At 61.7% G+C, this 23,237-nt stretch carries 23 protein-coding genes; 10 read left to right on the top strand and 13 right to left on the bottom strand.

Translation table 11 applies throughout. The annotated features are described in order from the left end of the window. Nucleotides 1-167 precede the first annotated feature (167 nt). The 3 genes from parE to ACU8HS_RS21385 all read left to right on the top strand — a co-directional run bounded on the left by parE (nucleotide 168) and on the right by ACU8HS_RS21385 (nucleotide 4,820). Nucleotides 168-2,234 carry a DNA topoisomerase IV subunit B gene (gene parE, locus ACU8HS_RS21395; protein WP_447015156.1) on the top strand — a complete coding sequence of 689 codons (2,067 nt, stop codon included), beginning with the start codon at nucleotides 168-170 and terminating at the stop codon, nucleotides 2,232-2,234. Nucleotides 2,235-2,376: 142 nt separating this feature from the next. Next, entirely contained in the window at nucleotides 2,377-3,513 is a 1,137-nt protein-coding gene (locus ACU8HS_RS21390) for an esterase-like activity of phytase family protein (protein WP_447015155.1), read from the top strand. A gap of 116 nt (nucleotides 3,514-3,629) precedes the next feature. Beyond that, complete coding sequence (locus ACU8HS_RS21385; RefSeq protein WP_112567797.1) at nucleotides 3,630-4,820, top strand: AI-2E family transporter; 1,191 nt, start codon at nucleotides 3,630-3,632, stop codon at nucleotides 4,818-4,820. On the opposite strand, the gene ACU8HS_RS21380 is transcribed toward ACU8HS_RS21385, so the two are convergent. After that, nucleotides 4,821-5,279: a GNAT family N-acetyltransferase gene (locus ACU8HS_RS21380; protein WP_112757760.1), complete on the bottom strand. Its 459-nt coding sequence runs from the start codon at nucleotides 5,277-5,279 to the stop codon at nucleotides 4,821-4,823. 128 nt (nucleotides 5,280-5,407) lie between these two features. On the opposite strand from ACU8HS_RS21380, the gene ACU8HS_RS21375 reads away from it, so the two are divergent. Next, nucleotides 5,408-5,815 (top strand): hypothetical protein, encoded by a 408-nt coding sequence (locus tag ACU8HS_RS21375; RefSeq protein ID WP_112567793.1) that lies wholly within the window; start codon nucleotides 5,408-5,410, stop codon nucleotides 5,813-5,815. Here ACU8HS_RS21375 and ACU8HS_RS21370 read toward each other — a convergent pair. From ACU8HS_RS21370 to ACU8HS_RS21360, 3 genes are all read right to left on the bottom strand, one after another. After that, nucleotides 5,812-6,942: a DUF2336 domain-containing protein gene (locus ACU8HS_RS21370; RefSeq protein ID WP_112757782.1), complete on the bottom strand. Its 1,131-nt coding sequence runs from the start codon at nucleotides 6,940-6,942 to the stop codon at nucleotides 5,812-5,814. The two genes, ACU8HS_RS21375 and ACU8HS_RS21370, sit on opposite strands and share 4 nt — an antisense overlap. Nucleotides 6,943-7,056: 114 nt before the next feature. Beyond that, the gene (locus ACU8HS_RS21365; RefSeq protein ID WP_447015154.1) at nucleotides 7,057-7,659 is read right to left on the bottom strand and encodes a flavin reductase family protein; all 603 of its coding nucleotides are present in this window, start codon (nucleotides 7,657-7,659) and stop codon (nucleotides 7,057-7,059) included. Then, a complete protein-coding gene (locus ACU8HS_RS21360) occupies nucleotides 7,659-8,243 on the bottom strand; it encodes a nitroreductase family protein (RefSeq protein WP_447015153.1) in 585 nt (194 codons plus the stop codon). Before ACU8HS_RS21360 ends, ACU8HS_RS21365 begins: the two co-directional genes overlap by 1 nt. A 113-nt stretch (nucleotides 8,244-8,356) precedes the next feature. Between ACU8HS_RS21360 and ACU8HS_RS21355 the strand changes: the two genes are divergently transcribed. Continuing rightward, nucleotides 8,357-9,466 carry a hypothetical protein gene (locus ACU8HS_RS21355; RefSeq protein WP_112567787.1) on the top strand — a complete coding sequence of 370 codons (1,110 nt, stop codon included), beginning with the start codon at nucleotides 8,357-8,359 and terminating at the stop codon, nucleotides 9,464-9,466. 28 nt (nucleotides 9,467-9,494) lie between these two features. Here ACU8HS_RS21355 and ACU8HS_RS21350 read toward each other — a convergent pair whose 3' ends face one another. The 6 genes from ACU8HS_RS21350 to ACU8HS_RS21325 all read right to left on the bottom strand — a co-directional run bounded on the left by ACU8HS_RS21350 (nucleotide 9,495) and on the right by ACU8HS_RS21325 (nucleotide 16,713). Then, nucleotides 9,495-10,334: a lysophospholipid acyltransferase family protein gene (locus tag ACU8HS_RS21350; RefSeq protein ID WP_112567785.1), complete on the bottom strand. Its 840-nt coding sequence runs from the start codon at nucleotides 10,332-10,334 to the stop codon at nucleotides 9,495-9,497. A gap of 123 nt (nucleotides 10,335-10,457) precedes the next feature. Next, entirely contained in the window at nucleotides 10,458-12,464 is a 2,007-nt protein-coding gene (gene thrS, locus ACU8HS_RS21345) for a threonine--tRNA ligase (protein WP_447015152.1), read from the bottom strand. Nucleotides 12,465-12,615: 151 nt separating this feature from the next. Beyond that, nucleotides 12,616-15,084, bottom strand: a complete 2,469-nt coding sequence (locus ACU8HS_RS21340; protein WP_447015151.1) for an SEL1-like repeat protein — start codon at nucleotides 15,082-15,084, stop codon at nucleotides 12,616-12,618. 248 nt (nucleotides 15,085-15,332) lie between these two features. Next, nucleotides 15,333-15,860, bottom strand: coding sequence for a DUF1697 domain-containing protein (locus ACU8HS_RS21335; protein WP_112567779.1), 528 nt, complete (start codon nucleotides 15,858-15,860; stop codon nucleotides 15,333-15,335). Nucleotide 15,861: 1 nt separating this feature from the next. After that, nucleotides 15,862-16,263 carry a membrane protein insertion efficiency factor YidD gene (gene yidD / locus ACU8HS_RS21330; protein WP_112757742.1) on the bottom strand — a complete coding sequence of 134 codons (402 nt, stop codon included), beginning with the start codon at nucleotides 16,261-16,263 and terminating at the stop codon, nucleotides 15,862-15,864. Nucleotides 16,264-16,266: 3 nt separating this feature from the next. Then, nucleotides 16,267-16,713: an iron-sulfur cluster assembly scaffold protein gene (locus ACU8HS_RS21325; protein WP_112705548.1), complete on the bottom strand. Its 447-nt coding sequence runs from the start codon at nucleotides 16,711-16,713 to the stop codon at nucleotides 16,267-16,269. A 307-nt stretch (nucleotides 16,714-17,020) separates the two neighbouring features. On the opposite strand from ACU8HS_RS21325, the gene folE reads away from it, so the two are divergent. The 3 genes from folE (at nucleotide 17,021) to ACU8HS_RS21310 (ending at nucleotide 19,210) form a co-directional block, all read left to right on the top strand. Further along, complete coding sequence (gene folE / locus ACU8HS_RS21320; protein WP_112567773.1) at nucleotides 17,021-17,635, top strand: GTP cyclohydrolase I FolE; 615 nt, start codon at nucleotides 17,021-17,023, stop codon at nucleotides 17,633-17,635. Between the two features lie 25 nt (nucleotides 17,636-17,660). Next, nucleotides 17,661-18,113 (top strand): phosphoribosyl-AMP cyclohydrolase, encoded by a 453-nt coding sequence (gene hisI / locus ACU8HS_RS21315; protein ID WP_112567771.1) that lies wholly within the window; start codon nucleotides 17,661-17,663, stop codon nucleotides 18,111-18,113. Between the two features lie 128 nt (nucleotides 18,114-18,241). Then, the gene (locus ACU8HS_RS21310; protein ID WP_112567769.1) at nucleotides 18,242-19,210 is read left to right on the top strand and encodes a patatin-like phospholipase family protein; all 969 of its coding nucleotides are present in this window, start codon (nucleotides 18,242-18,244) and stop codon (nucleotides 19,208-19,210) included. A gap of 355 nt (nucleotides 19,211-19,565) precedes the next feature. Here ACU8HS_RS21310 and ACU8HS_RS21305 read toward each other — a convergent pair whose 3' ends face one another. Next, nucleotides 19,566-20,000 carry a CBS domain-containing protein gene (locus ACU8HS_RS21305; RefSeq protein WP_112567767.1) on the bottom strand — a complete coding sequence of 145 codons (435 nt, stop codon included), beginning with the start codon at nucleotides 19,998-20,000 and terminating at the stop codon, nucleotides 19,566-19,568. Nucleotides 20,001-20,099: 99 nt separating this feature from the next. After that, nucleotides 20,100-20,879: a rhomboid family intramembrane serine protease gene (locus ACU8HS_RS21300; protein ID WP_112705326.1), complete on the bottom strand. Its 780-nt coding sequence runs from the start codon at nucleotides 20,877-20,879 to the stop codon at nucleotides 20,100-20,102. Nucleotides 20,880-21,172: 293 nt separating this feature from the next. On the opposite strand from ACU8HS_RS21300, the gene ACU8HS_RS21295 reads away from it, so the two are divergent. Together ACU8HS_RS21295 and ACU8HS_RS21290 are read left to right on the top strand one after the other, a co-directional pair. Beyond that, complete coding sequence (locus ACU8HS_RS21295) at nucleotides 21,173-21,790, top strand: PAS domain-containing protein (protein WP_447015150.1); 618 nt, start codon at nucleotides 21,173-21,175, stop codon at nucleotides 21,788-21,790. A gap of 123 nt (nucleotides 21,791-21,913) precedes the next feature. Continuing rightward, nucleotides 21,914-22,525: a PilZ domain-containing protein gene (locus tag ACU8HS_RS21290; RefSeq protein ID WP_112567761.1), complete on the top strand. Its 612-nt coding sequence runs from the start codon at nucleotides 21,914-21,916 to the stop codon at nucleotides 22,523-22,525. 22 nt (nucleotides 22,526-22,547) lie between these two features. Here ACU8HS_RS21290 and ACU8HS_RS21285 read toward each other — a convergent pair whose 3' ends face one another. Beyond that, a complete protein-coding gene (locus ACU8HS_RS21285) occupies nucleotides 22,548-23,147 on the bottom strand; it encodes a TetR/AcrR family transcriptional regulator (protein ID WP_113412331.1) in 600 nt (199 codons plus the stop codon). Nucleotides 23,148-23,237 lie beyond the last annotated feature (90 nt).

Genomic DNA, 23,237 nt, shown 5'->3' with positions numbered 1-23,237 from the left:
CGGCGCCCGGCAACGCAAATCACATCTTGAAAAGCTCCGCAAATCCGGGGCGCGTCGCGTATCGGGGCGCTTTCTGTCAGAATTCCCCTGATTCGCAAACGCGATACGGACTGTGACTAGCGCGGGCCAGCGGCGGCCCTTTACGAGAATAAGATCTGAACGGTTCCATGGAAGACAGCAACGACCTCTTTTCCGGAATGCCTCTGACGCAAAAGCAGGAGGAGGCTGCAAAGCCCGCTGCGCCGGCTGCCAAGCCTGCCGCCGCTCCGGCAGCCGCCCGCCCTGCCCCGGCAGCGTCGAACGGCGACGATTACGGCGCGTCCTCGATCCGTGTTCTGGAAGGGCTGGAACCGGTACGCATGCGTCCGGGCATGTATATCGGCGGCACGGACGAAAAGGCGCTGCACCACCTTTTCGCGGAAGTCATCGACAACTCGATGGACGAGGCGGTGGCCGGCCATGCCGATTTCATCGACGTGCATCTCGATATCGAGGGCTACCTCACCGTCACCGATAACGGGCGCGGCATCCCGGTCGAAAACCATCCGCAGGTTCCCGGCAAGTCGACGCTCGAAGTCATCATGACCAAGCTGCACGCCGGCGGCAAGTTCGACGGCAAGGCCTACGAGACATCGGGCGGTCTGCACGGTGTCGGCGTCTCCGTCGTCAACGCGCTGTCCGATCATCTCGAAGTCGAGGTGGCGCGAAACCGCAAGCTTTATCGCCAGCGCTTCTCGCGCGGCCTGCCGCAGGGCGGGCTTGAGGAACTGGGTGACGTGCACAACCGCCGCGGCACCAAGGTTCGCTTCCATCCCGACCCGCAGATCTTCGGCGATCATGCGAAGTTCGACGCGGCGCGCGTTTTCCGCATGGCCCGCTCCAAGGCCTATCTTTTCGGCGGCGTGGAAATCCGCTGGAGCTGCGATCCCGGCGTCCTGCCCGAAGGGTCCGAGGTGCCCGACAAGGCCGTCTTCCATTTCCCCGGCGGCCTGAAGGATTACCTGCAGGCGACGATGGGCAAGGAATTCACCGTCACCCGCGAAATCTTCGCCGGCAAGAGCGAAAAGGCCGCCGGCCACGGTGCGCTGGAATGGGCGATCACCTGGTATGGCGGCGATCCGCAGGTCCATTCCTATTGCAACACCATCCCGACGCCCGAAGGCGGCACGCATGAGGCGGGTCTGCGCATCGCGCTGACCAAGGGCCTGAAGAGCTATGCCGAACTGACGCAGAACAAGCGCGCCGCCCAGATCACCACCGACGACGTGATGATCTCCGCCGTCGGCATGCTCTCGGTCTTCATCCGTGAGCCGGAATTCGTCGGCCAGACCAAGGATCGCCTGGCAACCGTCGAAGCCCAGCGCCTTGTCGAAAACGCGCTGCGCGACCCCTTCGACCATTATCTCGCCGACAATCCGGCCGAAGCCGAAAAGCTGCTCGACTGGGTGATCGAGCGCGCCGAGGAGCGCCTGCGTCGCCGCAAGGAAAAGGAAGTCAACCGCAAGACCGCGGTGCGCAAGCTGCGCCTGCCCGGCAAGCTCGCCGACTGCTCGCAGAACACCGCCGAAGGCGCGGAACTCTTCCTGGTCGAGGGTGACTCGGCAGGCGGCTCCGCCAAGCAGGCGCGCAACCGCGCCAATCAGGCGATCCTGCCGCTGCGCGGCAAGATCCTCAACGTCGCCAGCGCCGGCCGCGAGAAACTGTCCGCCAACCAGCAGATATCCGATCTCATTCAGGCGCTCGGCTGCGGCACGCGCTCCAAGTACCGCGAAGAGGATCTTCGCTACGAACGCATCATCGTCATGACCGATGCCGACGTCGACGGCGCGCATATCGCGTCGCTGCTCATCACCTTCTTCTATCAGGAGATGCCGGAGTTGATCCGGGGCGGCCACCTCTTCCTTGCCGTGCCGCCGCTCTACAAGATCACGCAGGGGGCGAAGTCCGCCTATGCCCGCGACGACCAGCATCGCGCCGAGCTGATGGAGACGGAGTTCAAGGGCAAGGCCAAGATCGAGATCAGCCGCTTCAAGGGTCTCGGCGAGATGCTGCCCGCGCAGCTCAAGGAAACCACCATGGACCCGTCCAAGCGCACGCTTCTCAGGGTGCTGATCGACGACGTGGATTTCGAGGGCACGCGCAACGCCGTCGACGATCTCATGGGAACCAAGGCCGAGGCCCGCTTCCGCTTCATCCAGGAGCGCGCCGCCTTCGCCGAGGACCTTGATATTTAAGCCGTAACGAATTCATCGAACTGACGAAGAACCGTAACGAGTCCGTCAAAATACCGGCGCAATAGAGCGGCCGGCGCTCTGCCCTCGCAAGAGGTCACTGCAGCGCCGGCCCTTTTGTTTCAACCCTTTGCCGGATTTTGCCATGACCAAGCGTTTTCTCGCGACTGCCGCTTTCGTTCTCCTGTCCAGCACCGCCTCCGTTTACGCCACCGATCTTGGCGCGACCGTCGAGACGGCCTGCCCCTTCGGCGATTGCGCGGCAGCCATCTCCCTCTCCTATCTCGGTGAATTCGTCATCCCCACCGGCCATATGGAAAACGGCGTCGAGTTCGGCGGCATTTCCGGCCTCGATTTCGATACCGCCACCGGCCATTACATCGCCATCAGCGACGACCGCTCCGAAAAGGCGCCGGCCCGCTTCTACGATCTCGATATCGACGTGAGCGCCGCCGGTCTCAAGGGCGTCACCATCGTCAAGCACACCACGTTTCAGGACAAGAACGGCCAGCCCTTCGCCATCCGCACCGTCGATCCCGAATCCATCCGCTTCGGCAAGGACGGCATCTACTGGGGCAGCGAAGGCGATGCCAAGGCGCTGATCGCCCCCTTCGTTCGCGTCACCTCTCCCGACGGCGCTTTCGTGCGCGAGTTCAAGCTGCCGGACGGTTTTGCGCCGACCGCCGACAAGTCCGGCGGCATTCGTGACAACCTCGCTTTCGAGGATCTGGCCGTGTCTCCGTCCGGTGACGTTTTCGTCGGTGTCGAGGCCGCCCTCTATCAGGACGGCCCGAATCCGAACCTGACGACCGGCAGCCTCTCGCGCATCATCCGCTACGACGGCGCAACCGGCGAGCCGAAGGCTCAATATGTCTACCCGGTTTCGCCGATCCCGCAGGCGGCGACCAAACCCGACGGCGGCAACGACAACGGCATGTCGGAAATGATCGCCCTTGACGATCACCGCCTGCTCGCCGTCGAGCGCAGCTATGCGCAGGGCTTCGGCAACAACGTCAAGCTCTTCATGATGGATCTCGACGGCGCGACCGACGTTTCCGGCATCGCATCGCTTGCCAGGAACGACCAGCGCGTCGTTCCCGCCCGCAAGAGCCAGGTGCTGGATCTGCGTGCCATCGGCCTGCCGCCCGACAATATCGAGGCCATGGCGATCGGCAAGGCGAAGGACGGCACCGACGTTCTGATCCTCGGTTCGGACAATAATTTCTCGACCGGCCAGAAGACGCAGTTCTACGCCTTCAAGATCAATCGCCGTCCGCAATAATATCGCGGCGAAAGAGCGCCTGAACAACCACGCTTTGTATACGCTTTAGCCGGGCGGACCTTGAAACCGCCCGGTTCATAGCCCATAAACTAGGACAACAAGAAGAAGAGGCGCGCGTGGGTGTGTTTGATCGTCAGAAAACCAATACCGAACCGCGATGGCTGGGGCCGTCGGCGACGACACGGACGCCGCTGATACCTTCGATCTCGGCTGCCCGCTGGCTGCTCGTGCTCGTTGCCGCAGCCGGCGTTTATTTCTTCTACGGTTTCGTCGTGCCGGTGCTTGCAGCACTTGTCATCGGCTTCGCAAGCTGGCCGCTTTATCGCAAGCTGCTGGCGCGTGTGGGCGGCAATACGACCGTTGCCGCGACCATCGCGATCGTCCTCATCCTCACCTTCCTCATCATTCCGATCGGTCTTGCGGTTGCCTATACGTCGGGCGAAGTGCGCACCTGGGTCGCCTGGGCGATCCACGCCAACCGCTTCGGCGCGGAAACACCGCAATGGATCATCGCCCTGCCCGTGGTCGGCACCTATCTCGACGAGGCCTGGACGAAATATATCGGCACGCCGGGCGCCATGGGTGAACTCATCCAGGCTGTCAGCGGTGCCAATATCGGCAATATCTATCGTGCGGTCCTGGCCGCCGGCGGCGGCGCCTTCCACCTGCTGCTGACGCTGCTCTTCATGCTGATTGCGCTTTTCTTCGTCTATCGCGACGGCTTCTCCTTCTCCAAGCAGATCGACATGCTCGGGGAGCGCATCCTGCCGAACCGCTGGGAGCGCATTTCCCGCGTCGTGCCGGCCACGATCAGTTCCACCGTCATGGGCATGACGCTGATTGCGATCGGCGAAGGCATCGTGCTCGGCGCCGCCTACTGGATCGCCGGGGTGCCCTCGCCTGTCACCCTCGGCGTGCTGACCGGCGTCATGGCGCTGATCCCCGGCGGCGCGCCGCTCTCCTTCACGCTCGTATCCGTCTATCTGCTGGCCAGCGGCTCACATGTCGCCGGTATCGGCCTCTTCGTCTGGGGGACGGTCGAACTCTTCATCGTCGATAAGACGCTGCGCCCGAAGCTCGTCGGCGGACCGATCAAGCTGCCTTTCCTGCCGACCTTCTTCGGCCTCGTCGGCGGCGTGAAGACGATGGGCTTCCTCGGCCTTTTCATCGGCCCGGTGCTGATGGCGCTGCTGGTGGCGATCTGGCGCGAATGGATACACGAAGTCCGCACCGCCGATGCGGGACCGGGACCGCAGGTCATTCTCGACGAGCAGGCGCCGCCGGTGCAGCGCGCGGCCGAGGGCTGATCAGGCCAGCCGCTTTTCCATGAAGAGGCTCAGCGGATCCGGCTGGTAGGAGCCGAAAGGCTCGATCTCGACATATCCGTATTTCCTGTAGAGACCGATTGCCTCGGGCTGGTAGATGCCGGTCTCCAGGCGGATTGCCTCAAGGCCCTTCTCCCTGCCGATTTCCTCCAGCCGGTCCATCAGCCTGCTTGCGACCTTCAGGCCCCGCGCCTGCGGATCGACGAACATGCGCTTGATCTCGGCCGTCCCGTCGCCTGCCTCCACCAGCGCGCAGCAGCCGACGATCTCGCCGCCGTTGCGCGCCACGAGAAAGCTGACGGCCGGCTTTTCCAGCGTCGAAATATCGACGAGGTGATTGCTCTCCGGCGGATAGAGCGACTGCGCATAGGCGTCCGAAAGGTCGAGAAGGCGGATCACGCCATCCTGGCGCGGCGGCTCGAGGGCGATGGTGACGGACATTTGCTCTCCTGTTTCCACGACACGCGCAATTTCCCCGTACATGACAGGGAGTTAATCTCGCTGCCTTCATTCCGTTGGAATTGTGTTTTCGAAGGTGATGACACGTTCAATAGCCACGGAGGCAAAATATGCAAGCCGTCCTCATCGCCATGACGATCCTCGGTTGCGACGATTCCGTCAGCCAGTGCAGCTACGTCGCCACGGTCGACAAACGCTGGGAAACCGTGGTCGCCTGCGATGCCGAGGCCGAGCAAAGGCTGAAGACCTATGCCAATGCCAGCTATCCGACCGTCATTGCCGTCTGCGAGGCGCCAAAATCGCTTGCCGCCGCCGAACCGGCCAAGCCGGCGCCGGCCGCTCCGGCAGCGCCTGAAATATCCGAGCAGCGGGATGGTCTTGGCGGCGTCGTGGATACGATCGCCGGGCGCGTTCGCGCCAGCCTGCCTTCCGGCCAGGACGTGAGAAGCACCCTGGCGAAACCGTTGCACTTCGTCTCCGCAAGCTATTCCTGGGCTGCCGCCCGTATCGCCGATTAGGCCGCCGCAAGCGAGGCGTAGACGCGCGCCGAGCGGCGCTGCTCGGCCACATGCAGCTTCTCCACCATGTCGAGAAGTTCGCCGACCGCGTCGTGCTGGCCTGCCCTGTTGTGGAACGTCTGCAGCAGGCGCCCGCAGATGCTGCCGAGCAGCGAGGCCGACGACTTGCGCGAAGCTTCACGCCACAGAAGCGTCGCCTCCACAAAGATGATGCTGATGTCGCGCGGCAGGCCGGCGGATTCATAGAGTGCACGCACGGCATGCATACGCCCGGTGGCCAGGATTGCCCGCACGCGGCGGTCGCTGCAACCTGACAGGTTGACGATGGCGGAGGCGAAGAATTCCACCTTGCCGCAGCAGAGCGCATGCATGAGGAAGGACGGCGTCAGCCGTTCGTTCAGGCGCAGATGCTCGACGAGATCGGGCACTTCGACCGGTGCGATATCGCCGGCGATGGAAACGATCGCCGCTTCCGTCGCCTCGCGGCTGATGCGCTGCAGCCGCTGCAGGCCGATCGCCGCCTGCGCCAGCGGCAGGCCGACCAGCGCATTGCTGACATGCTGCGTCAGGAGCTGGCGGGCATCGGCCGGCAGGTCGGTGCGGTCGAGCAGCAGGTTCCTGATATCGCTGATATCGCCCAGCCGCTCGGCAATCCGTTTCAGCGATTGCGCGGAGATCGCGGCACCGTCGTTTTCCAGCAGGCAGAGCACTTCATCCTCGTCGCCGACTTCGGCAAGGGCTGCCGAAACCGGGCGCGCCACATGGGCGCGCGCCGCAATCAGCATTCGCGTCGTGGCAGTGCCGCGTGCGGCAAGATCGACGAGATCGGCATCGGTCAGGACCGGCGAGCAGGTGACCGCGTGGCAGGCGATTTCCGGCTGATCCTCGGCAAGCGAAAGAATGATGCTGCGCGGCGCATGCGGCGCCCAGGCAATCGCTTCGGCAAGTGCAAGGCGCACACGCGGCGACGGATCGTCGAGCAGATAGGTCATCGCCTTCTCGGCCGCCTCGCGCCGCTCCTCCGACATTTCCGACCGGAGATAGACACGTCCCAGAGCACTCGCGGCGGCAGCCCGGTCAGCGGCCTTGGCCGTCTCGGCCCAACGAAGAAATGCCTCAATGATCACGACCACGCCCCAGCACTGAACGCGATTCCTTCGCGCCTCATTCAATACAGGGACGGTAGCCGGAAAAAGTTTAAGATTGGTTCACCATGTTTGTTAGGACTTGCGCGGCAGTCGTCAGGCTTTCGGCCGGAACATTTCGAAGACATCGCTGCCCTCGCAATAATCCATATAACCCATGCGCGCGACCGGCCGCGCCAGGGCCGCATCGAACCGGCCATCCCTGACGACGGCCTCATCGATACGGATGCCGACGACCTGGCCGAAGACGAAGACATTCTCCGTGGCTTCGCCCGAAAGCGTCTTCGGCTCGATGATCTCCGTCACCCTGCATTCCAGCACGGCGAAAGCCTCCGCGACACAGGGCGCATCGATGAGCTCCGCCTGCTTCGGCGTCAGCCCGGCATAGTCGAATTCGCTTGCGCCATACGGCAGCGCGGCCGACGAAAGGTTCATCCTTTCCGCCAGGTGGCGGCTGACGAAATTGCAGGTGAAGACGCCGGTTTCCCGCGCGTTCCGCTGGCTGTGCTTGTGCCCGCTTGAGGAAAACATCACCAGCTTCGGCTTGTCGGCAACCGCGTTGAAGAAGGAATAGGGCGCGAGATTGAGCGACCCGTCCCTGCCCTTGCTGCCGATCCAGCCGATCGGGCGCGGCGCGACGATTGCCTTGAAGGGGTCGTGCGCCAGCCCGTGCCGGTTCGTATCCGTCGTATAGAACATCAGTCTTCGCCGCCGACCCAGGTGACGGTCTCGATCAGTTCGGGGCGCGGACGCTCGACGGGCGGGAAGGTCGTGGAGCCGATATGGATGAAGCCGGCGACCTTTTCGCCCGGCTGGACGCCGAGCAGCGGATAGGCGCGCTCGTCGAAGGCGAACCACTCCGTCAGCCAGTTGGCGACATAGCCATGCGCATTGGCGGCCAGGATGACGTTGAGGCACAGGGCGCCCGCCGACATGATCTGCTCCCATTCCGGGATCTTGAAATGCGGGCCGGCCTTGCTGACGATGCCGACGACGACGGGCGCGCGGGTAAAGCGGGTGCGCTCGACCTGGATCATCTCCTCGGAGAGGTCGGGCTTGGCGTCGAGCGCGAGTTTCAGCAGTTCCTCGCCGAGCCGCACGCGTTCTTCGCCGCGATAGACGATGAAGCGCCAGGGGGCGAGCTTGCCATGGTCGGGAACGCGCGATGCGAGACGCAGGATTTCCTCGATCTCGGCCTTTTCCGGCCCCGGTTCGCACATCTGGAACGCTGGGATGGAGCGGCGCACGGCGAGGTAATCGATCAGTTTGATGTCGGATTTCATGCGGGAGAAACTCTCATTTGTATGCAGAGGGAGGCCGGAGGTCTTGAATTTGCCATGGCATTGGTCTTGAAGTGGACTCTGCGATTTCAGAAGTCAATCGGTTCACGAACAGGATGTCTGGCATTTTGCCTTTTGCACGGATCGGCCTTGCTATTGCCCTTGTCATGCTGACGTCGTTCGGCGCTGCCGCCCAGGACGCTTTCAAGGATTTCAAGCAGCTCGAATCGACCCCGAAAATGCCGAAGCTCAACGCGTTCATCGCGCCGGGGGCGGCACGGGAGGGCGTGCATCTGCGTGACGTCTCGCTGGAAGCCAAATTGACGGCTGACGGTGCGCCCGTCGAGGACGGGCTTTCCTGGTATGTATTCAGCCCGGTCGCCGGGGCCGACGGCAAGCTGCCGCTGATCGCAAGCTCTCGTGGCGGCACGGCGGAATTCCAGCTCGCAGCCGGAGACTATTTCGTCAACGTTTCCTTCGGTCGCGCCGGCGTCACCAAGAAGCTGACGGTGCCGGATGAAGGCGAGGTCGACAAACAGGTGATGGTGCTCGACGCCGGCGGCCTTCTGCTCAATGCCGTCTCCGGCTCCGATGTCCGCATCCGGCCGGATGAGCTGAGCTTCTCGATCTATTCCGCCGAAGTGCGCGACGACGGCGAGCGCGGCCTTGTAATGGCCGATGTGCCGCCAAACACGGTCGTGCGCCTCAATGCCGGCACCTATCACGTCGTTTCCGAATACGGCAACGTCAACGCCACCATTCGCGCCGACATTCAGGTGGAGGCCGGCAAGCTCACCGAAGCAACGATCCAGCACCGGGCAGCGCAGATCAATTTCAAGCTGGTCTCCGAAACCGGCGGCGAAGCGATTGCCGATACCGCCTGGTCGATCCTGACGGCCGCCGGCGACAGCGTCGGCGAAAGTGTCAGCGCCTTCCCGACCATGGTCCTGTCGGAAGGCGAATATACGGCGGTTGCCCGCAACAAGGACAAGATCTACCAGCGCGACTTCACCGTCGTTGCCGGCGTCAATACCGATGTCGAAGTGCTGATGAAGGATCAGCAGGCCCAGCAGCCGATCGCCCCCGCTGCCACGGCCGTGCCGCCGGGACAGAGCGCGGCAGCGCCCAAGGGCGTGCCCCAGCCGGGCGGCGAGATACCGCCGCAGCCGCCTCTGCCGTCCTATGAAGATCTGCAGAACGGCGGGGATGGCGCCAGCCTGGACTGACGCCAGCTTCGACCGTCAGGGATTTTTTTCAGCTTGCGCGCTTGAGGAAGGCCTTCTTCTTCGGCGCCATCGAGAAGACGGCGTCGAAGAGACGGGCGAGCAGATCCTTGCGGTCGCTGCCGCTGCTCAATTCCTCCCAGGACAATACCTTGCCCACATGCGCGGTGATCGTGCTGCCTGAAAGGCGGCGGAATTCGCGGATCAGCAGCGACAGGCGCAGCGTCATCGAAACCCGGCTGGCGAGATGGAAGAGCCGGCCGTTCTGGCCCTCGAAATAGATCGGCAGCACGCTGGCGCGCGCCGCCTGGATAAGCTTGGCCGGAAACATCTTCCACGGCAGGTCCTCGGCACGGCCGAATCCCTTCTTGGCAGTGGCCACGCCGCCGGCCGGGAAAACCACGATCGTCGTGCCTTCCTTCAGCAGGCGCACCGCCTCGTGCCGGCTCTTCATGTTCATCGCCATCGCTTCCTTCGTCTCCTCGAAGGAGATCGGCAGCGAATAGGGGGCCATCTCGGGCACCTTCAGGAGATCGTTGTGAATGAGCACCCGGAACGGCCGGCCGAGCTGTTCGGCAAGCGCCAGTACGGCAATGCCGTCGCCGATTCCGAAAGGATGGTTGGCGACAATGACGATCGGTTCGTCCGGCACGGGCTCGAGCGGCCAGTTGCCCTTCACATCGACCTCGACATCGATCAGGTCGAGCATCTTGCCGAAGACCCGGTCGCTCTTGCCGACGATATCGCTGCGCCAGATGTCGTAGAGCCGCACATAGCGGTCACGGCCGGAAAGACCCTCGATGGAGCGGATGAGCCAGCGCTTCAGGCGCGGGTCCCGTTCGTTCGCGTAGGAAAGCTCTTTGAAGCGCACTCGAATGCCTGCCGGGATGAACCCGTCCCCTGTTTTGTGGCGGCTATATTGCTGTTGCATGTCAGATTTCTGACAGCGCCGGGCACGTCAATGCCGGGCGCTGCCATTGTCCAAAGGCCGATTTCAGGCTGCTTTTGCCTTCTTTGCCTCAAGCTTACGGCGGATATCGGGCGGCGTTGCCTCCAGGGCAAGGCTTTCGATCGCCGAATCGAGCGACATCGACACCTGTTCCTGGCTGCCGAGGCGGCGGATATTGACCGTGCGCTCTTCCGCTTCCTTCTTGCCGCAGACGATGATGACGGGAACTTTCGTAACGGAATGTTCGCGGATCTTGTAATTGATCTTCTCGTTACGGAAGTCGGTCTCCACATGCAGTCCGGCCTCGCGCAGCGCGTCGGCCACTTCCTGGCCGTAGCCGTCGGCTTCAGACGTGATCGTCGCGACGACGACCTGCAACGGCGAGACCCACAGCGGCAGATGGCCGGCGAAGTTCTCGATGAGGATGCCGAGGAAGCGTTCCATCGAGCCGCAGATGGCGCGATGGATCATCACCGGCTGCGTCTTTTCCGAATTGCTGTCGATGTAGAAGGCGCCGAAGCGTTCCGGCAGGTTGAAGTCCACCTGCGTCGTGCCGCACTGCCATTCGCGGCCGATCGCGTCCTTCAGCGTATATTCGAATTTCGGCCCGTAGAAAGCGCCCTCGCCCGGCAGGATGCCGGTCTTGATGCGGCCCTCGGACTGCGCCTCGATCGTCTTCAAGACGTCGGTCATGACGGCTTCCGCACGGTCCCACAGCGCATCGGTGCCGACGCGCTTTTCCGGCCGGGTGGAAAGCTTCACGACGATTTCCTTGAAGCCGAAGTCTTCATAGACCGACAGGATCAGGTCGTTGATCTTCAGGCATTCGGCCGCCATCTGCTCGTCGGTGCAGAAGATGTGCGCGTCGTCCTGCGTGAAGCCGCGCACGCGCATCAGCCCGTGCAGCGCGCCCGAGGGCTCGTAGCGATGGACGAGACCGAATTCGGCGAGACGGATCGGCAGTTCGCGATAGGATTTCAGGCCGTGTTTGAAAATCTGCACGTGGCCGGGGCAGTTCATCGGCTTCAGCGCGAAGACGCGGTTATCCGCTTCCTTGTCTTCCGGATGCGTCATGGCATGGGCCGATTTCACGGCGAACATGTTTTCCTGGTACCAGCCCCAGTGACCCGAGGTTTCCCAGAGCGCGGTGTCGAGCACCTGCGGCGCGTTGACTTCCTGATAGTCGACGGCAAGACGGCGGCGCATGTAGGCGACGAGCGACTGGAAGATGCGCCAGCCCTTGCCGTGCCAGAAGACGACGCCTGGGCCTTCTTCCTGGAAATGGAACAGGTCCATTTCGCGGCCGAGCTTGCGGTGATCGCGCTTCTCGGCTTCCGCCAGCATGTGCAGGTAGTTGTCGAGTTCGGCCTGGTCGGCCCATGCCGTGCCGTAGATGCGCGAGAGCATGGCGTTGTTGCTGTCGCCGCGCCAATAGGCGCCGGCAACCTTCATCAGCTTGAAGGCGGTGCCGATCTGGCCGGTGGAGGCCATATGCGGGCCGCGGCAGAGGTCGAACCAGTCGCCCTGATGATAGATCTTCAGGTCCTGCCCTTCGGGAATGGCATCGACGAGCTCGACCTTGTACTGCTCGCCCTTGGCGGCAAAGACTTCCTTGGCCTTCTCGCGCGACCAGATTTCCTTGGTGAAGGGCGCGTTGCGGGCAATGATCTCCTTCATCTTCTTTTCGATCTTCGGCAGATCGTCGGGTGTGAAGGGCTCGTTCTTGGCGAAATCGTAATAGAAGCCGTTCTCGATGACGGGGCCGATCGTCACCTGCGTGCCGGGCCACAATTCCTGCACGGCTTCGGCCATCACATGCGCGGCATCATGGCGGATCAGTTCCAGCGCACGGCCGTCCTTGCGCGTGATGATCTCGATCTTGCCGTCGGTCACGGCATCGGAAAGGTCGCGCACGGTGCCGTCGATGGCAATGGCGACGGCGCTCTTGGCAAGCGACTTGGAAATGGATTCGGCGACATCCTTGCCGGTCGCGCCAGCCGGGAAGCTGCGCACGGAACCATCGGGAAATGTCAGGGAAACGGATTGGGACACTGAAATTCTCCTTGTCCAGTCCCGCCAACGAATGCGGGTGGTTGAAACGGAAGCGTCATTCCATTCGGAAAGCGCTGCCGCCTGATACTGACATTTGGTGTCTGAGTAAAGGAAAAGCGAGGCGATCGGCTAGCGAAGGAGGATGCGGCTCCTATCCGCCGTAGGTCCTGGTGTAGCTCGCGAGCGCCGATTTCAGGGGCTGATCGATCTCATCGTCCAACGGCCCATCGTAAAGGCCGCGTCTTGAAAGACTTCTTTTCAGCGCCGTGCGCGTGAAGGGCGAAAACACCTTCAGTTCGTCGGTAATCTGTCCATCGCCCTGGCGGATTGCGAGCAGGATGTTCTCGGCCGCATTATCCGAGCTGAAGGTCGCGTCATAGGCATAGGCCAGCCGATAGGCAGCTCTTGCGAAGCCCGCATCCGTCGCCCGCAAATACCATTTTATGGCTTCCTGTCGGTCGACCGAAGTTCCCCGGCCGTCATCGTAGAAACGCCCGAGCGCGAACATTCCTGCGGCCGAATTGAGCTCGGCGGATTTCTTGTAATATTTGAAAGCGATTGCCTGATCCTGATCCTTGCCGTTTTCATAGTACCACGCGAGATTGAGCGCGCCGGCCGCAGATCCGGAATCGGCCGCCTTCTGATACCAGTCGCGAGCGATGGTCTGGTCTTCTTCCGTGCCGATGCCATTCTGATAATAATAGCCGACGGCATTCATTGCCTCGGGATATTGCTTGAAGGCAGCCATCATGAACCAGCTGAGCGCCTTGGAGCGATCAATGGGCACGCCCTGCCCATATTCGTACATATCGCCCAGGGAATATTGTGCCTTCGCATTGCCGTAGGCTCCGGCTTTCGTCAGCCATTCCAGGGCCTTGCCATAATCTTTCTGGTTGCCGTCCGCTGAGCGATAGAGCATTCCGAGCCTGTACATCGCGTCGGCGGATTTCTTGTTGGCCGCGGCTTCGTACCATTCGATCGCCTTGGCATAGTCGCGGGTGACTCCGTCGCCATCCTCATACTTGATTCCGAGCAGGATCATCGCCGAAGTGTCGCCGGCAGCCGCACCCTTCTCGAGATAGTCGGTCGATTTCCCATCGTCGCGCGGCAGGCTGGCATCATTGGCATACATTGCACCAAGCTCGGCGAAAGCCTGTGTATATCCGTTCTCCGCAGCAGCTTTGAACCAGCGCACCGCTTCTCTCGAATCCTGGACTGTCCCCTCGCCCCTTGCGTATAGGAGCGCGACGGAATACTGAGCCGTGGCCGAACCGCCTTCGGCCGCCTTGAGATACCAGGCGAAAGATTTATGGGCATCGGCGCTGGTGCCGGAACCTTGATAGAGGCGGTCGGCAACTTCGAGAAAAGCCTTGGAATCCCCAGCATCGGCCGCCTTCTGGAACCACTCGAAAGCCTTTTCCGCGTCCTTCGGAAGGCCCTCGCCCTTTTCATAACCATAGGCAAGCTCCCGCATGGCGTATGTGCTGCCAGCCGCTGCTGCCTTCTGGAGCCATTTCAGGCCGTTTTCGACGTCGCGAGGGCCGCCCACTCCAAAATAGAGTGACTCGCCGAAACGACTGGCGCCGTCAGGACTTCCGAGTTTGGCAGATTTCTCATACCAGATGCGCGCTTCGCCCGCGTCAACCGGCACACCTTTACCTCGCTCATAGAAGACGCCGACCTCTGACATGGCATAAGCATCCCCACGGGAGGCGGCTTCCTTCATCCAGTAGAGGGCTTGGCCATAACGCGGATCAGGCATCTTGGAGAAAAGCAAAGCCTTGCCTCGGTAGCCAAGCACGCTTCCTTGCGCAATTGCCTGATCAAGCAGGCCCTCGGCCTTTGCGAAGTCGCGCGTCCTTTCCTTGCCCGCGACATAGACATCTGCCAACGCCTTCATGGCATCGCCGTCGCCAAGGTCCACTGCTTTCTCAAGGAGATCGACGGCCGTCTTTTTCTGAGCCTTGTCGCCCACACGCAGGTAGTGTCGCGCAAGAGCCCGCATCGCATCGGTGGAACCTCTGCGCGCCATGTCGTCCAGCAAGGCAACGGCACGGACCGGGTTCCTTTCTGTTCCAATGCCTTCCATGTGAAGATACGCGACATCTATGGCCGCGCCTTCGTCGCCCAGCTCCGCCGCAACTGAAAGCAGCCCAAAACCTCTATTGGCATCGACAGGAATGCCAATCCCATCCAGATACATCCACGCAAGGGATCTCTTGGCGGGAATGTAGCCCAGCCGGTCTGCAAGTTCGAAATAGGTCCGGGCAGCATCGAAATCCTGTGCGACACCCCACCCGAGCTTATACATCTCTCCGAGATATTCGGCCGAGCGCGGATCGCCTGCTTCTCTTGCCTTTTCCAGCCAGGACAAGGCTATCTTGAAGTCGCGTCCGCGCCCGAAACCGTAAGCATATGCCGTTGCCAGGTAGTCCATCGAAGCGGCATGTCCCTGGGCGGCCAATGCCTCAAAGCCGCTGAGCGCTGACTCATATTGCTGGAGGTTGAACTGGCTTGCGAGCACGAAATAACGGGCATCGACAGAGCCTGGATCCGCCTGCAGATAGGTTTCGCAGGCGGAAAGCGCATCCCGCCAATAAGCGAGATTGTCAACGAACACGCCATCGCGCGCGAGGTAGCGGCACTTTGTTTCCGATGCTGTTTGGGCTGCGCTTGCAGCAGTTGCCGGAAAATTGACAGTGGCAAGGGCAAGAAAAAACGACGCGGTGGCGAAATACCGAGAGAACTTCATGAGTACAGCATCTGAAAAATCGTGCGGGGAACTACAGTGATATCCCCAACTTATTCAACTGCAAGTGTAATTTTCCGCCCCCGATGAAAAGCAACGAAGGCGTGTTCTTCCTGCACCTAAAGCACCATTTCGAAAAGGCCGCGCACGGTGTTCCAGTTGCGCAGCGTGCCGACACCCATGCGCTTGGTGCTGAGCGCAGACAGCAGTTTGGATTGGCTCGGCTTGCCGTGGAAATCGATCCAGAGATCGCAGCCGATCAGTTCCATCCGCTGCCCGTCGGCAAGCAGCGGTTTTAACGCTTCGACCTTTTCCGGATCGATCGGCAGCCGGCTGACGCGCACGATCACCTGATCGCCTTTGCCGTCCTTGAAGGGATTGGCGCTGCAAAGCGCCATCCAGGTGCAGTCGCTGCGCACGATGATATCGACATGCTTGCCGAACTTTTCTTCGAAAGCCTCTTCCAGCTGCTCTTCGACCTCGTGCGGCCGCATATTGTCTGCCTCGAAAACGAGGTTGCCGGTTGAGACCAGCGTGCGCGGTTCGCGATAGCCGAGTTCTTCGGCAAGCGCGCGCAGATCCTCCATGATCACGCGTCGCTCGGAACTCAGCACGATGCTGTGCAGAAGTGCGATGAAGGTGCACACCTTATGCCTCCTTTCGCCCGAGCGCGAAATAACGCCAGGGCGTGAACCAGCGGTAACGCATTGCAAGATGTTCCGGCACGGGGTCGAGCCCGCTCGTGCCGCCCGGGCCGCAGCGGCCCACGCGGAAGAGCGTCATCCAGCCTCCGGCCCAGAGCCCGTGGCGGGCGACGGCCTCGTAGCCGTATTCGGAACAGGTCGGGATGTGCCGGCACGAATTGCCGACGAAGCCCGAAAGCGTCAGCTGATAGAGGCGGATCAGCCCCATCCCGAAAAGCCGGTCCGGCGTCTTGCGGAACGGGCCGGCATAGTTGCGGGAGAATTTCTGCGGCCGCGCAGGGCGAGGTTCGGGCGCGGCGGCACCGCCCTCGTCCTCCTCTTCGCGCAGCAGGCAGAATTCACACATGGCTTACGCCTCGATAGCCTCCGCGCGCCTGGCCTCGACCTGGCTGATGGCGTCGACAACGGCGTCGAAGGTCAGCATGGTGGAGGCGTGGCGCGCCTTGTAATCACGCACGGGAAGAAGATAGCGCATGTCGGCAAACCGTCCATCCGGCCCCTCGCCGTCTGCCTTCAGCATGGCAAGCATGTCCTCGCGCGCCTTGCGCACCTCGCCTGCTGTCGCGCCGACGACGTGGCGGGCCATGATCGAGGAGGATGCCTGCCCGAGCGCGCAGGCCTTCACGTCATGCGAAAAGGCGGTGATCCTGTCGCCGTCCATTTTCAGCCAGATGCGCACCTTCGATCCGCAGAGCCTGGAATGCGCCTGCGCGCTCGCATCCGCATCGTCAAGCGTGCCGGTCAGCGGAATATTGCCGGCAAATTCGAGGATTTTGCTGTTATAGATGTCGTCCATGACGGATTTGGCTCCAAAAACGCCTAAAAGCGACGCTAATTCCTATGTGATTGTCATGTAAACAAAAAACACACAGTCAAACGACAGCATACTTACATACCGGGGTCGTCTTCCTATATGTATGTCGTTCGAGGGTCATTGAAATGCAATGGCCTCGGATAAGTTTGATTGGGAAACCGTGCCGGAAGGGTTCGAGAAAGCGAGCCTGGAAAGCCCCGGAGCCTGCCAAAGGTGCAAGAATTCCCGCTTGGGGTACCAGTGGCTAGTCCGAATACGGTCCGCGTTGCGGGCCAGGAGACCATTGAATATGGACGCCATCGTCAAGAATTTTCCGCATACCGTCCGTGAATCCGATCGCCCCTCCCAGCAGGAGGCAGAGGACGCCGTTCGCGTCCTGCTGCGCTGGGCCGGCGACGATCCTTCGCGCGAAGGCCTGCTGGATACGCCTGCCCGTGTCGCCAAGTCCTATCGCGAGCTCTTCGCCGGCTATGAGATGAGCCCGGAAGACGTGCTCGGCCGTACCTTCGAAGAGGTTGCCGGCTATGACGACATGGTGCTGGTGAAGGACATTCCCTTCTTCTCCCACTGCGAACATCATATGGTGCCGATCATCGGCAAGGCGCATGTCGCCTATATGCCGGACGGACGCGTGCTCGGCCTTTCCAAGATCGCCCGTGTCGTCGAAATCTACGGTCGCCGCCTGCAGACCCAGGAAACGATGACCTCGCAGATCGCCACCGCGATCGATGAAACGCTGCGCCCGCGCGGTGTGGCCGTCATGATCGAGGCCGAACATATGTGCATGGCCATGCGCGGCGTTCAGAAGCAGGGCTCGACCACATTGACGACAACCTTTACAGGAACGTTCAAGACTGAACCGGCCGATCAGGTCCGATTCATGACAATGGTAAGGGGCCGCTGACACCGGCTCCCTCAGGAGGGCCGCGATGCGTGAACTGATTTTCAACCAGCCGTCTGACGACAAGTCCGAGCTGGAGGATGCCGGCGATTTTACGCCGCGCTTCGACGATCGCGGCCTGATTACCGCCATCGTCACCGATGCCGGTGACGGTGAGCTGCTGATGGTCGCCCATATGAATGCGCAGGCCCTGGCGCTCACCATCCAGACCGGCATCGCCCACTATTTCAGCCGCTCGCGCGGCAAGATCTGGAAGAAGGGCGAAACTTCGGGCAACCTGCAGACCGTCAAGGAGATCCGCACCGATTGCGACCAGGACGCCATCTGGCTGAAGGTCGAGGTCGCCGGCCATGACGCAACCTGTCACACGGGCCGACGCTCCTGCTTCTACCGCACCGTCACGCTTGAGGACGGAAAGCCCATGCTGACCATCGTCGACGACGACCTGCATTTCGATCCCAACGACGTCTACGGAAAATAGGCTTCATCCCGGCCGCCCGCCCCTTATTGCGACGCCGGTCGCCTCTATATACAATTTGGAAAGGGTTCGGGGCGGTTAATAGGAACCCAGTAAGGGGCCAAAGTGTTCTGCCGGGAGGAAGGAACGCCATGTTGGGCTGGAGTATGAATCGTCAAAGCTCCGACGGGGGCGGTTCGAGCTCGGCGATGCGTGACGATGCGCCGGTTTCTCCCCCGCTCCCCGTTCCCGAAAAGAAAGCAAAGCTTGCTCTTGCGCTCGGCGGCGGCGCTGCCCGCGGCTGGGCGCATATCGGCGTGTTGCGTGCGCTCGATGAGGCGAGCATCGAAATCGGCATGATCGCCGGCACCTCGATCGGCGCGCTCGTCGGCGGCTGCTATCTCGCCGGCAAGCTGGACGAGCTGGAAAGTTTCGCCCGCTCGCTCACCATGCGCCGCATTGCAAGCCTTCTCGACCTGACGATCGGCGGTTCCGGCCTGTTCGGCGGCATGCGGCTGACCAAGCGCATGCAGGAACATCTGGAAGGACTGACGATCGAAGATCTCGACCGACCCTTCGTTGCCGTGGCTGCGGAGGTCAATACCGGCCACGAAGTCTGGATCGCCAACGGCTCGCTGATTACGGCGATCCGCGCCTCCTACGCCCTTCCCGGTATCTTCGAGCCGGTGCGCAGCAACAATCGCACGCTCGTCGATGGTGCCCTCGTCAATCCGGTGCCGGTGTCCGTCTGCCGCAGCTACGAGCAGCCGCTCGTCGTCGCCGTCAATCTCAACTACGATCTCTACGGCCGCTCCGCCGTCGTCCGCCACAATGCCAGCCTCTCGCCGGCCGAAGTGCAGCAGCAGAAGGATGCGCCCTATTCCGCACGCATGGGCATGACCGGCGTGATGGTGCAGGCTTTCAACATCATCCAGGACCGTATCGCGCGTGCCCGCCTTGCCGGCGATCCGCCTGACATTTCGCTGCAGCCGCGCCTGTCGGATATCGGCCTGTCGGAGTTCCACCGTGCGGGCGAAGCCATCGAGCGTGGCTATGAGGAAGCCCGGGCAAGGCTGCCCGAACTGCAGCGCATGCAGGAACTCTACGCCAGGCATCCCTGAGGCATAAGCAATTCCAGCAAAAGTGCGCAGCGGTTTTGCGTCCGGAATTGCGTAAGACAAGAAAAGCAATTCCAGCAAAAGTGCGCAGCGGTTCTGCGTCCGGAATTGCGTTCAGACAAAAGAGCAATTCCAGCAAAAGTGCGCAGCGGTTTTGCGTGCGGAATTGCGTTCAGACAAAAGAGCAATTCCAGCAAAAGTGTGCAGCGGTTTTGCGTGCGGAATTGCGTTCAGACAAAAGAGCAATTCCAGCAAAAGTGTGCAGCGATTTTGCGTCCGGAATTGCGTTCAAACAAAGAAGCAATTCCAGCAAAAATGTTCAGTGGTCTTGCTGGAATTACATCGAATAAAGGATCGTTCAGCTTGCAATATAGGCCTTGATCTCTTCGGCCTCGCGCTCGACCTCGGCAATGCGCGACTTCACGACGTCACCGATCGAAATGATGCCGGCGAGCTTGCCGTTGGCCTCGACCGGGACGTGGCGGAAGCGCTTGCTCGTCATCAGCTCCATGAGCTGGTTGACCGAGGTCTGTTCGTTGCAGCGGAACACCTTCGAGGTCATGACGGAAGACAGCGCCTGGTCGAGCCCGTCCTTGCCGGATTTGGCGATGACATGCACGAGGTCGCGCTCGGTGAACATGCCGGAAATCTTGTTTTCCATGCCGACGACGACGATCGCGCCGATCTTCTTCTTGCTGAGAATCTGAGCCGCCTCCGCAACCGTGGTATTCGGCCCGGTGGTGACGACGTCACGACCCTTCAGATCGAGTATTGCTTTGACGGAACTGGCCATTTGTACCTCCCATGGCGAAAGTGAAACACTTGTCGGGAACACAGGCTCCGCGGCGGTCTCTCCTCCCGTCGCGAATTGGTCAATGGTGCACTGCTTGAGTCAGGATTGCAACTCGTCGTCAGGATACGGTGCGGGTTCTTCGGGCGGTTTGCGGTCAAAGAACGCAAAAAGGAGGAAGCCGAAGACGAAACCGCCGATATGCGCATCCCAGGCAATCTCCTGGCTGCCGTCGCCGACGAGCGGCACGCCGACGGCAATCAGCGCATTGCCGATCAGCCAGAACAGCATGAAGATGATTACGGTGCGGCTCCGCATCGCCTGCGGCACAGACAGGCGCGGATTGAGATGCGCCGGGCGCGGCCCCGCCCGCCCGGATGGGAAGGCAAACCGGCAGGCCGCCCCCATCAGGCCGGAAACCACGCCCGACGCGCCGATGAGCAGCCCTTCGCTGCCCCAGTTCAGGGCGGCATGCAGCGCCGCCGAGGCGACAGCGGAAAGGACCCAGAAGACGACGAAGCGGAACGCGCCGATGCGGCGCACGACCGGCGCGCCGAAAGCCATCAGCCACAGCCCGTTGAAGACGATATGCTCGATGCTGCCGTGCAGGAGCGAATAGGTGACGGGCGTCCAGTAGAGCTGCGGCCCCTGCTCTGCGAGCGAAACGGCATAACGCAGCGGAATGAAGCCGAAATTGAACAGGAACCAGTCAAGCCCGTCGCCCGGCAGCAGCGACTGCCCAACGTAGATCAGGATCAGCAGCAGGAGCGTGGCAAACAGCGCCGGCGGAAGATTGAAGACCGGCTGGCGCGGCGGCCGGGCCGGCGGTTCGGGCTGCGAAGGCTGGAAAGCCTGGTCAGGCCCGGACGTCTCTTGGTTCATGCTCTCATCGCCTCGTTGAAGGCCCCAGCCATACAGGAGCCGGCATCAAAAAAAAAGCCGTCCGGAACCGGCCGGACGGCTTGCCTGGATGCTCCCCGAGGATGACCCCCACCCTGGCAGTCGCGTGCAGAACTTCATTATCAGAAGTCGTGAGGAAACGGTCTCACGGCGGCGTCCGGCGCTCAAGTGAAACCCATTCTTAACCTTAACTCGCCGGATTTGGCATGAAATCCGCAAGGCAGAAGGTGAAGGGGCGAAAATCGCCCGCCAATGAACCGAAATGAGACACTGCCATGCGCCTTCAGATCACGATCGACATATTCGACTACTGGAACGCTCTGCGTGGCGGGCTGGACGCCCCGCTGAAGTCGCAGATCGTGCCCGGCGCGATCCCTCACCTCCTGTCCAGCCTCTTCATTCTGGAGGCCGGCGCGGACCGGCACATCCGTTTTCGCCTCGCCGGCACGAAGATCTGCGATCTCTTCGGCCGCGACCTGCGCGGCGAGCGTTTTTCCGCCCTCTGGGCCAACAGCCAGCATGAGGATATCGAAAGGACGGCGGAGGGCGTCATGGCGCATGCCATCCCCACGCTTTTCAACGCAACGGGCTATAGCACCGCCGGCCACCATGCTGCCTTCGAGATCGTCATGATGCCGCTGCGTTCGCCGGAAGGCGGCTGCGACCGGCTGCTCGGCGCCATCGCGCCTGCCCTTGCCGCAAGCTGGCTGGAGATCGTGCCGCTGGAGCTTCTGGCCCTGGACCGCAGCCGGCTGCTGCACGACAAGTTCGGCCGCACGGCCCCGCTTCAGCCGCACCGCCCCGTCGAAATCGTCCCCGAAAAACAGGCGACCTTCGGCCGGTCAATGCTGCGCGCCATGTCGCATTTCCTGCACGGGGCAGCCGCCCGCTGACTGTCCCGTTCCGGGACGCGGCCCCTAGTACTTTAGGGTTATGCCGGGGTGGCTTTCCACAACCTTCTGTTAAGGGATTGTGGATAAGGATTGGGCTCGACGATTTCATGAAGAAGCCCTTTGATGCACTCGTTCCAGCCCGCTCAGACGCAACGGCCTGCGCCTCGCCCCGAACAGGGGGTGTTCCAGCGTGTGCCCATCAATATGCAGGGCCGGCTGATGCTTGCGAATTATGAGGAATTCGAGTGCATGGTGATCGATATGTCGCCCGGCGACATGTATGTCACCTGCCCCGGCCGGCCGCGTGCCAACGAACGCGTCGTCGCCTATATCGACCATCTCGGCCGTGTCGAAGGCCATGTGCAGACGGTCGACATGCGCGGCTTCACCATGTCGATCAACGCGACCGAGCGCAAGCGCGAGAAGCTCGCCGCCCAGCTCACCTGGCTTGCCAACAAGCATGAACTCGGCCTGCCCGAAGACCGCCGTCACGATCGTCTGACCCCGCGCGAAACCAGGACCGAACTCTCCCTGGAAGACGGCACGCGCTACATCTGCCGCATCATGGACCTTTCGCTCTCGGGTGCCGCCGTCGATGTCGAGGTGCGCCCGCCGCTCGGCACGCCGGTTCGCCTCGGCAACATGCGCGGCCGCGTCGTTCGCCACTTCACGGAAGGTGTCGCGATCGAGTTCCTGTCGGTCCAGTCGCGCGAGACGCTGCGCGAATTTCTTTAAAAATCCGAGACTGTGCTCCGGGTCATTTTGACGAGCGTTGAAGAAGGTCGAAGCCTTCGTTGAGATAATGCGTTAGCGGATGCGCGGCGCTATCTTGCCGCCAGTTCTCTTTCGCAAACCGTAGCGTGCCCATCGCCATCATCGCTGCCAGCCGCAATTCGGGGCGTCTGGCCGGATCGGGCCATAATTCGTACATCGCCTCGGCCAGCACCTCCTCCATCTGAAGAAGAAGCGCATCCTTGCGCAGGCGAAGCGTCTCCGTCGATCGCAGGATTTTGTCCGCGAGGATCGATTCGCTGGTCTGATAGCGGGAAGCAAGGGTCAGGAACGTCTTGCGCGCCGCCTCGAGCGGTGATTGATCCGGTGACTGCTCCAGGAATGTCGGGCGCAGCATGAGGGGGATGTCCCCGCTCTCATGCGCAAGCAGCACATCCTCCTTCGACTTCAGATAATAGAAGAATGTCCGCCGCGATATGCCCGATGCCGCCGCGATCGCGTCGAGCGTCGTCGCCTCATAGCCGTTTTCCATGAAGAGTTTCAGGCCGGTCTTGGCGATCCGGTCGAGTGTCGCCCTGCGCTTGTTTTCGCGCAGGCTGATGTGAGGTGTGTCTACGGTTTCCATGGTGAGCACTCTTACCGCAAAAATGCAGCTTGCAAAATTTACACTGAGTGCGATATGTAATTTTACACTGGGTGTAATTATTTCAACGGA

The sequence above is a fragment of the Rhizobium sp. KDH_Rht_773_N genome (genome assembly GCF_052946295.1).
This window is presented reverse-complemented; position numbering and strand designations above follow the sequence as displayed.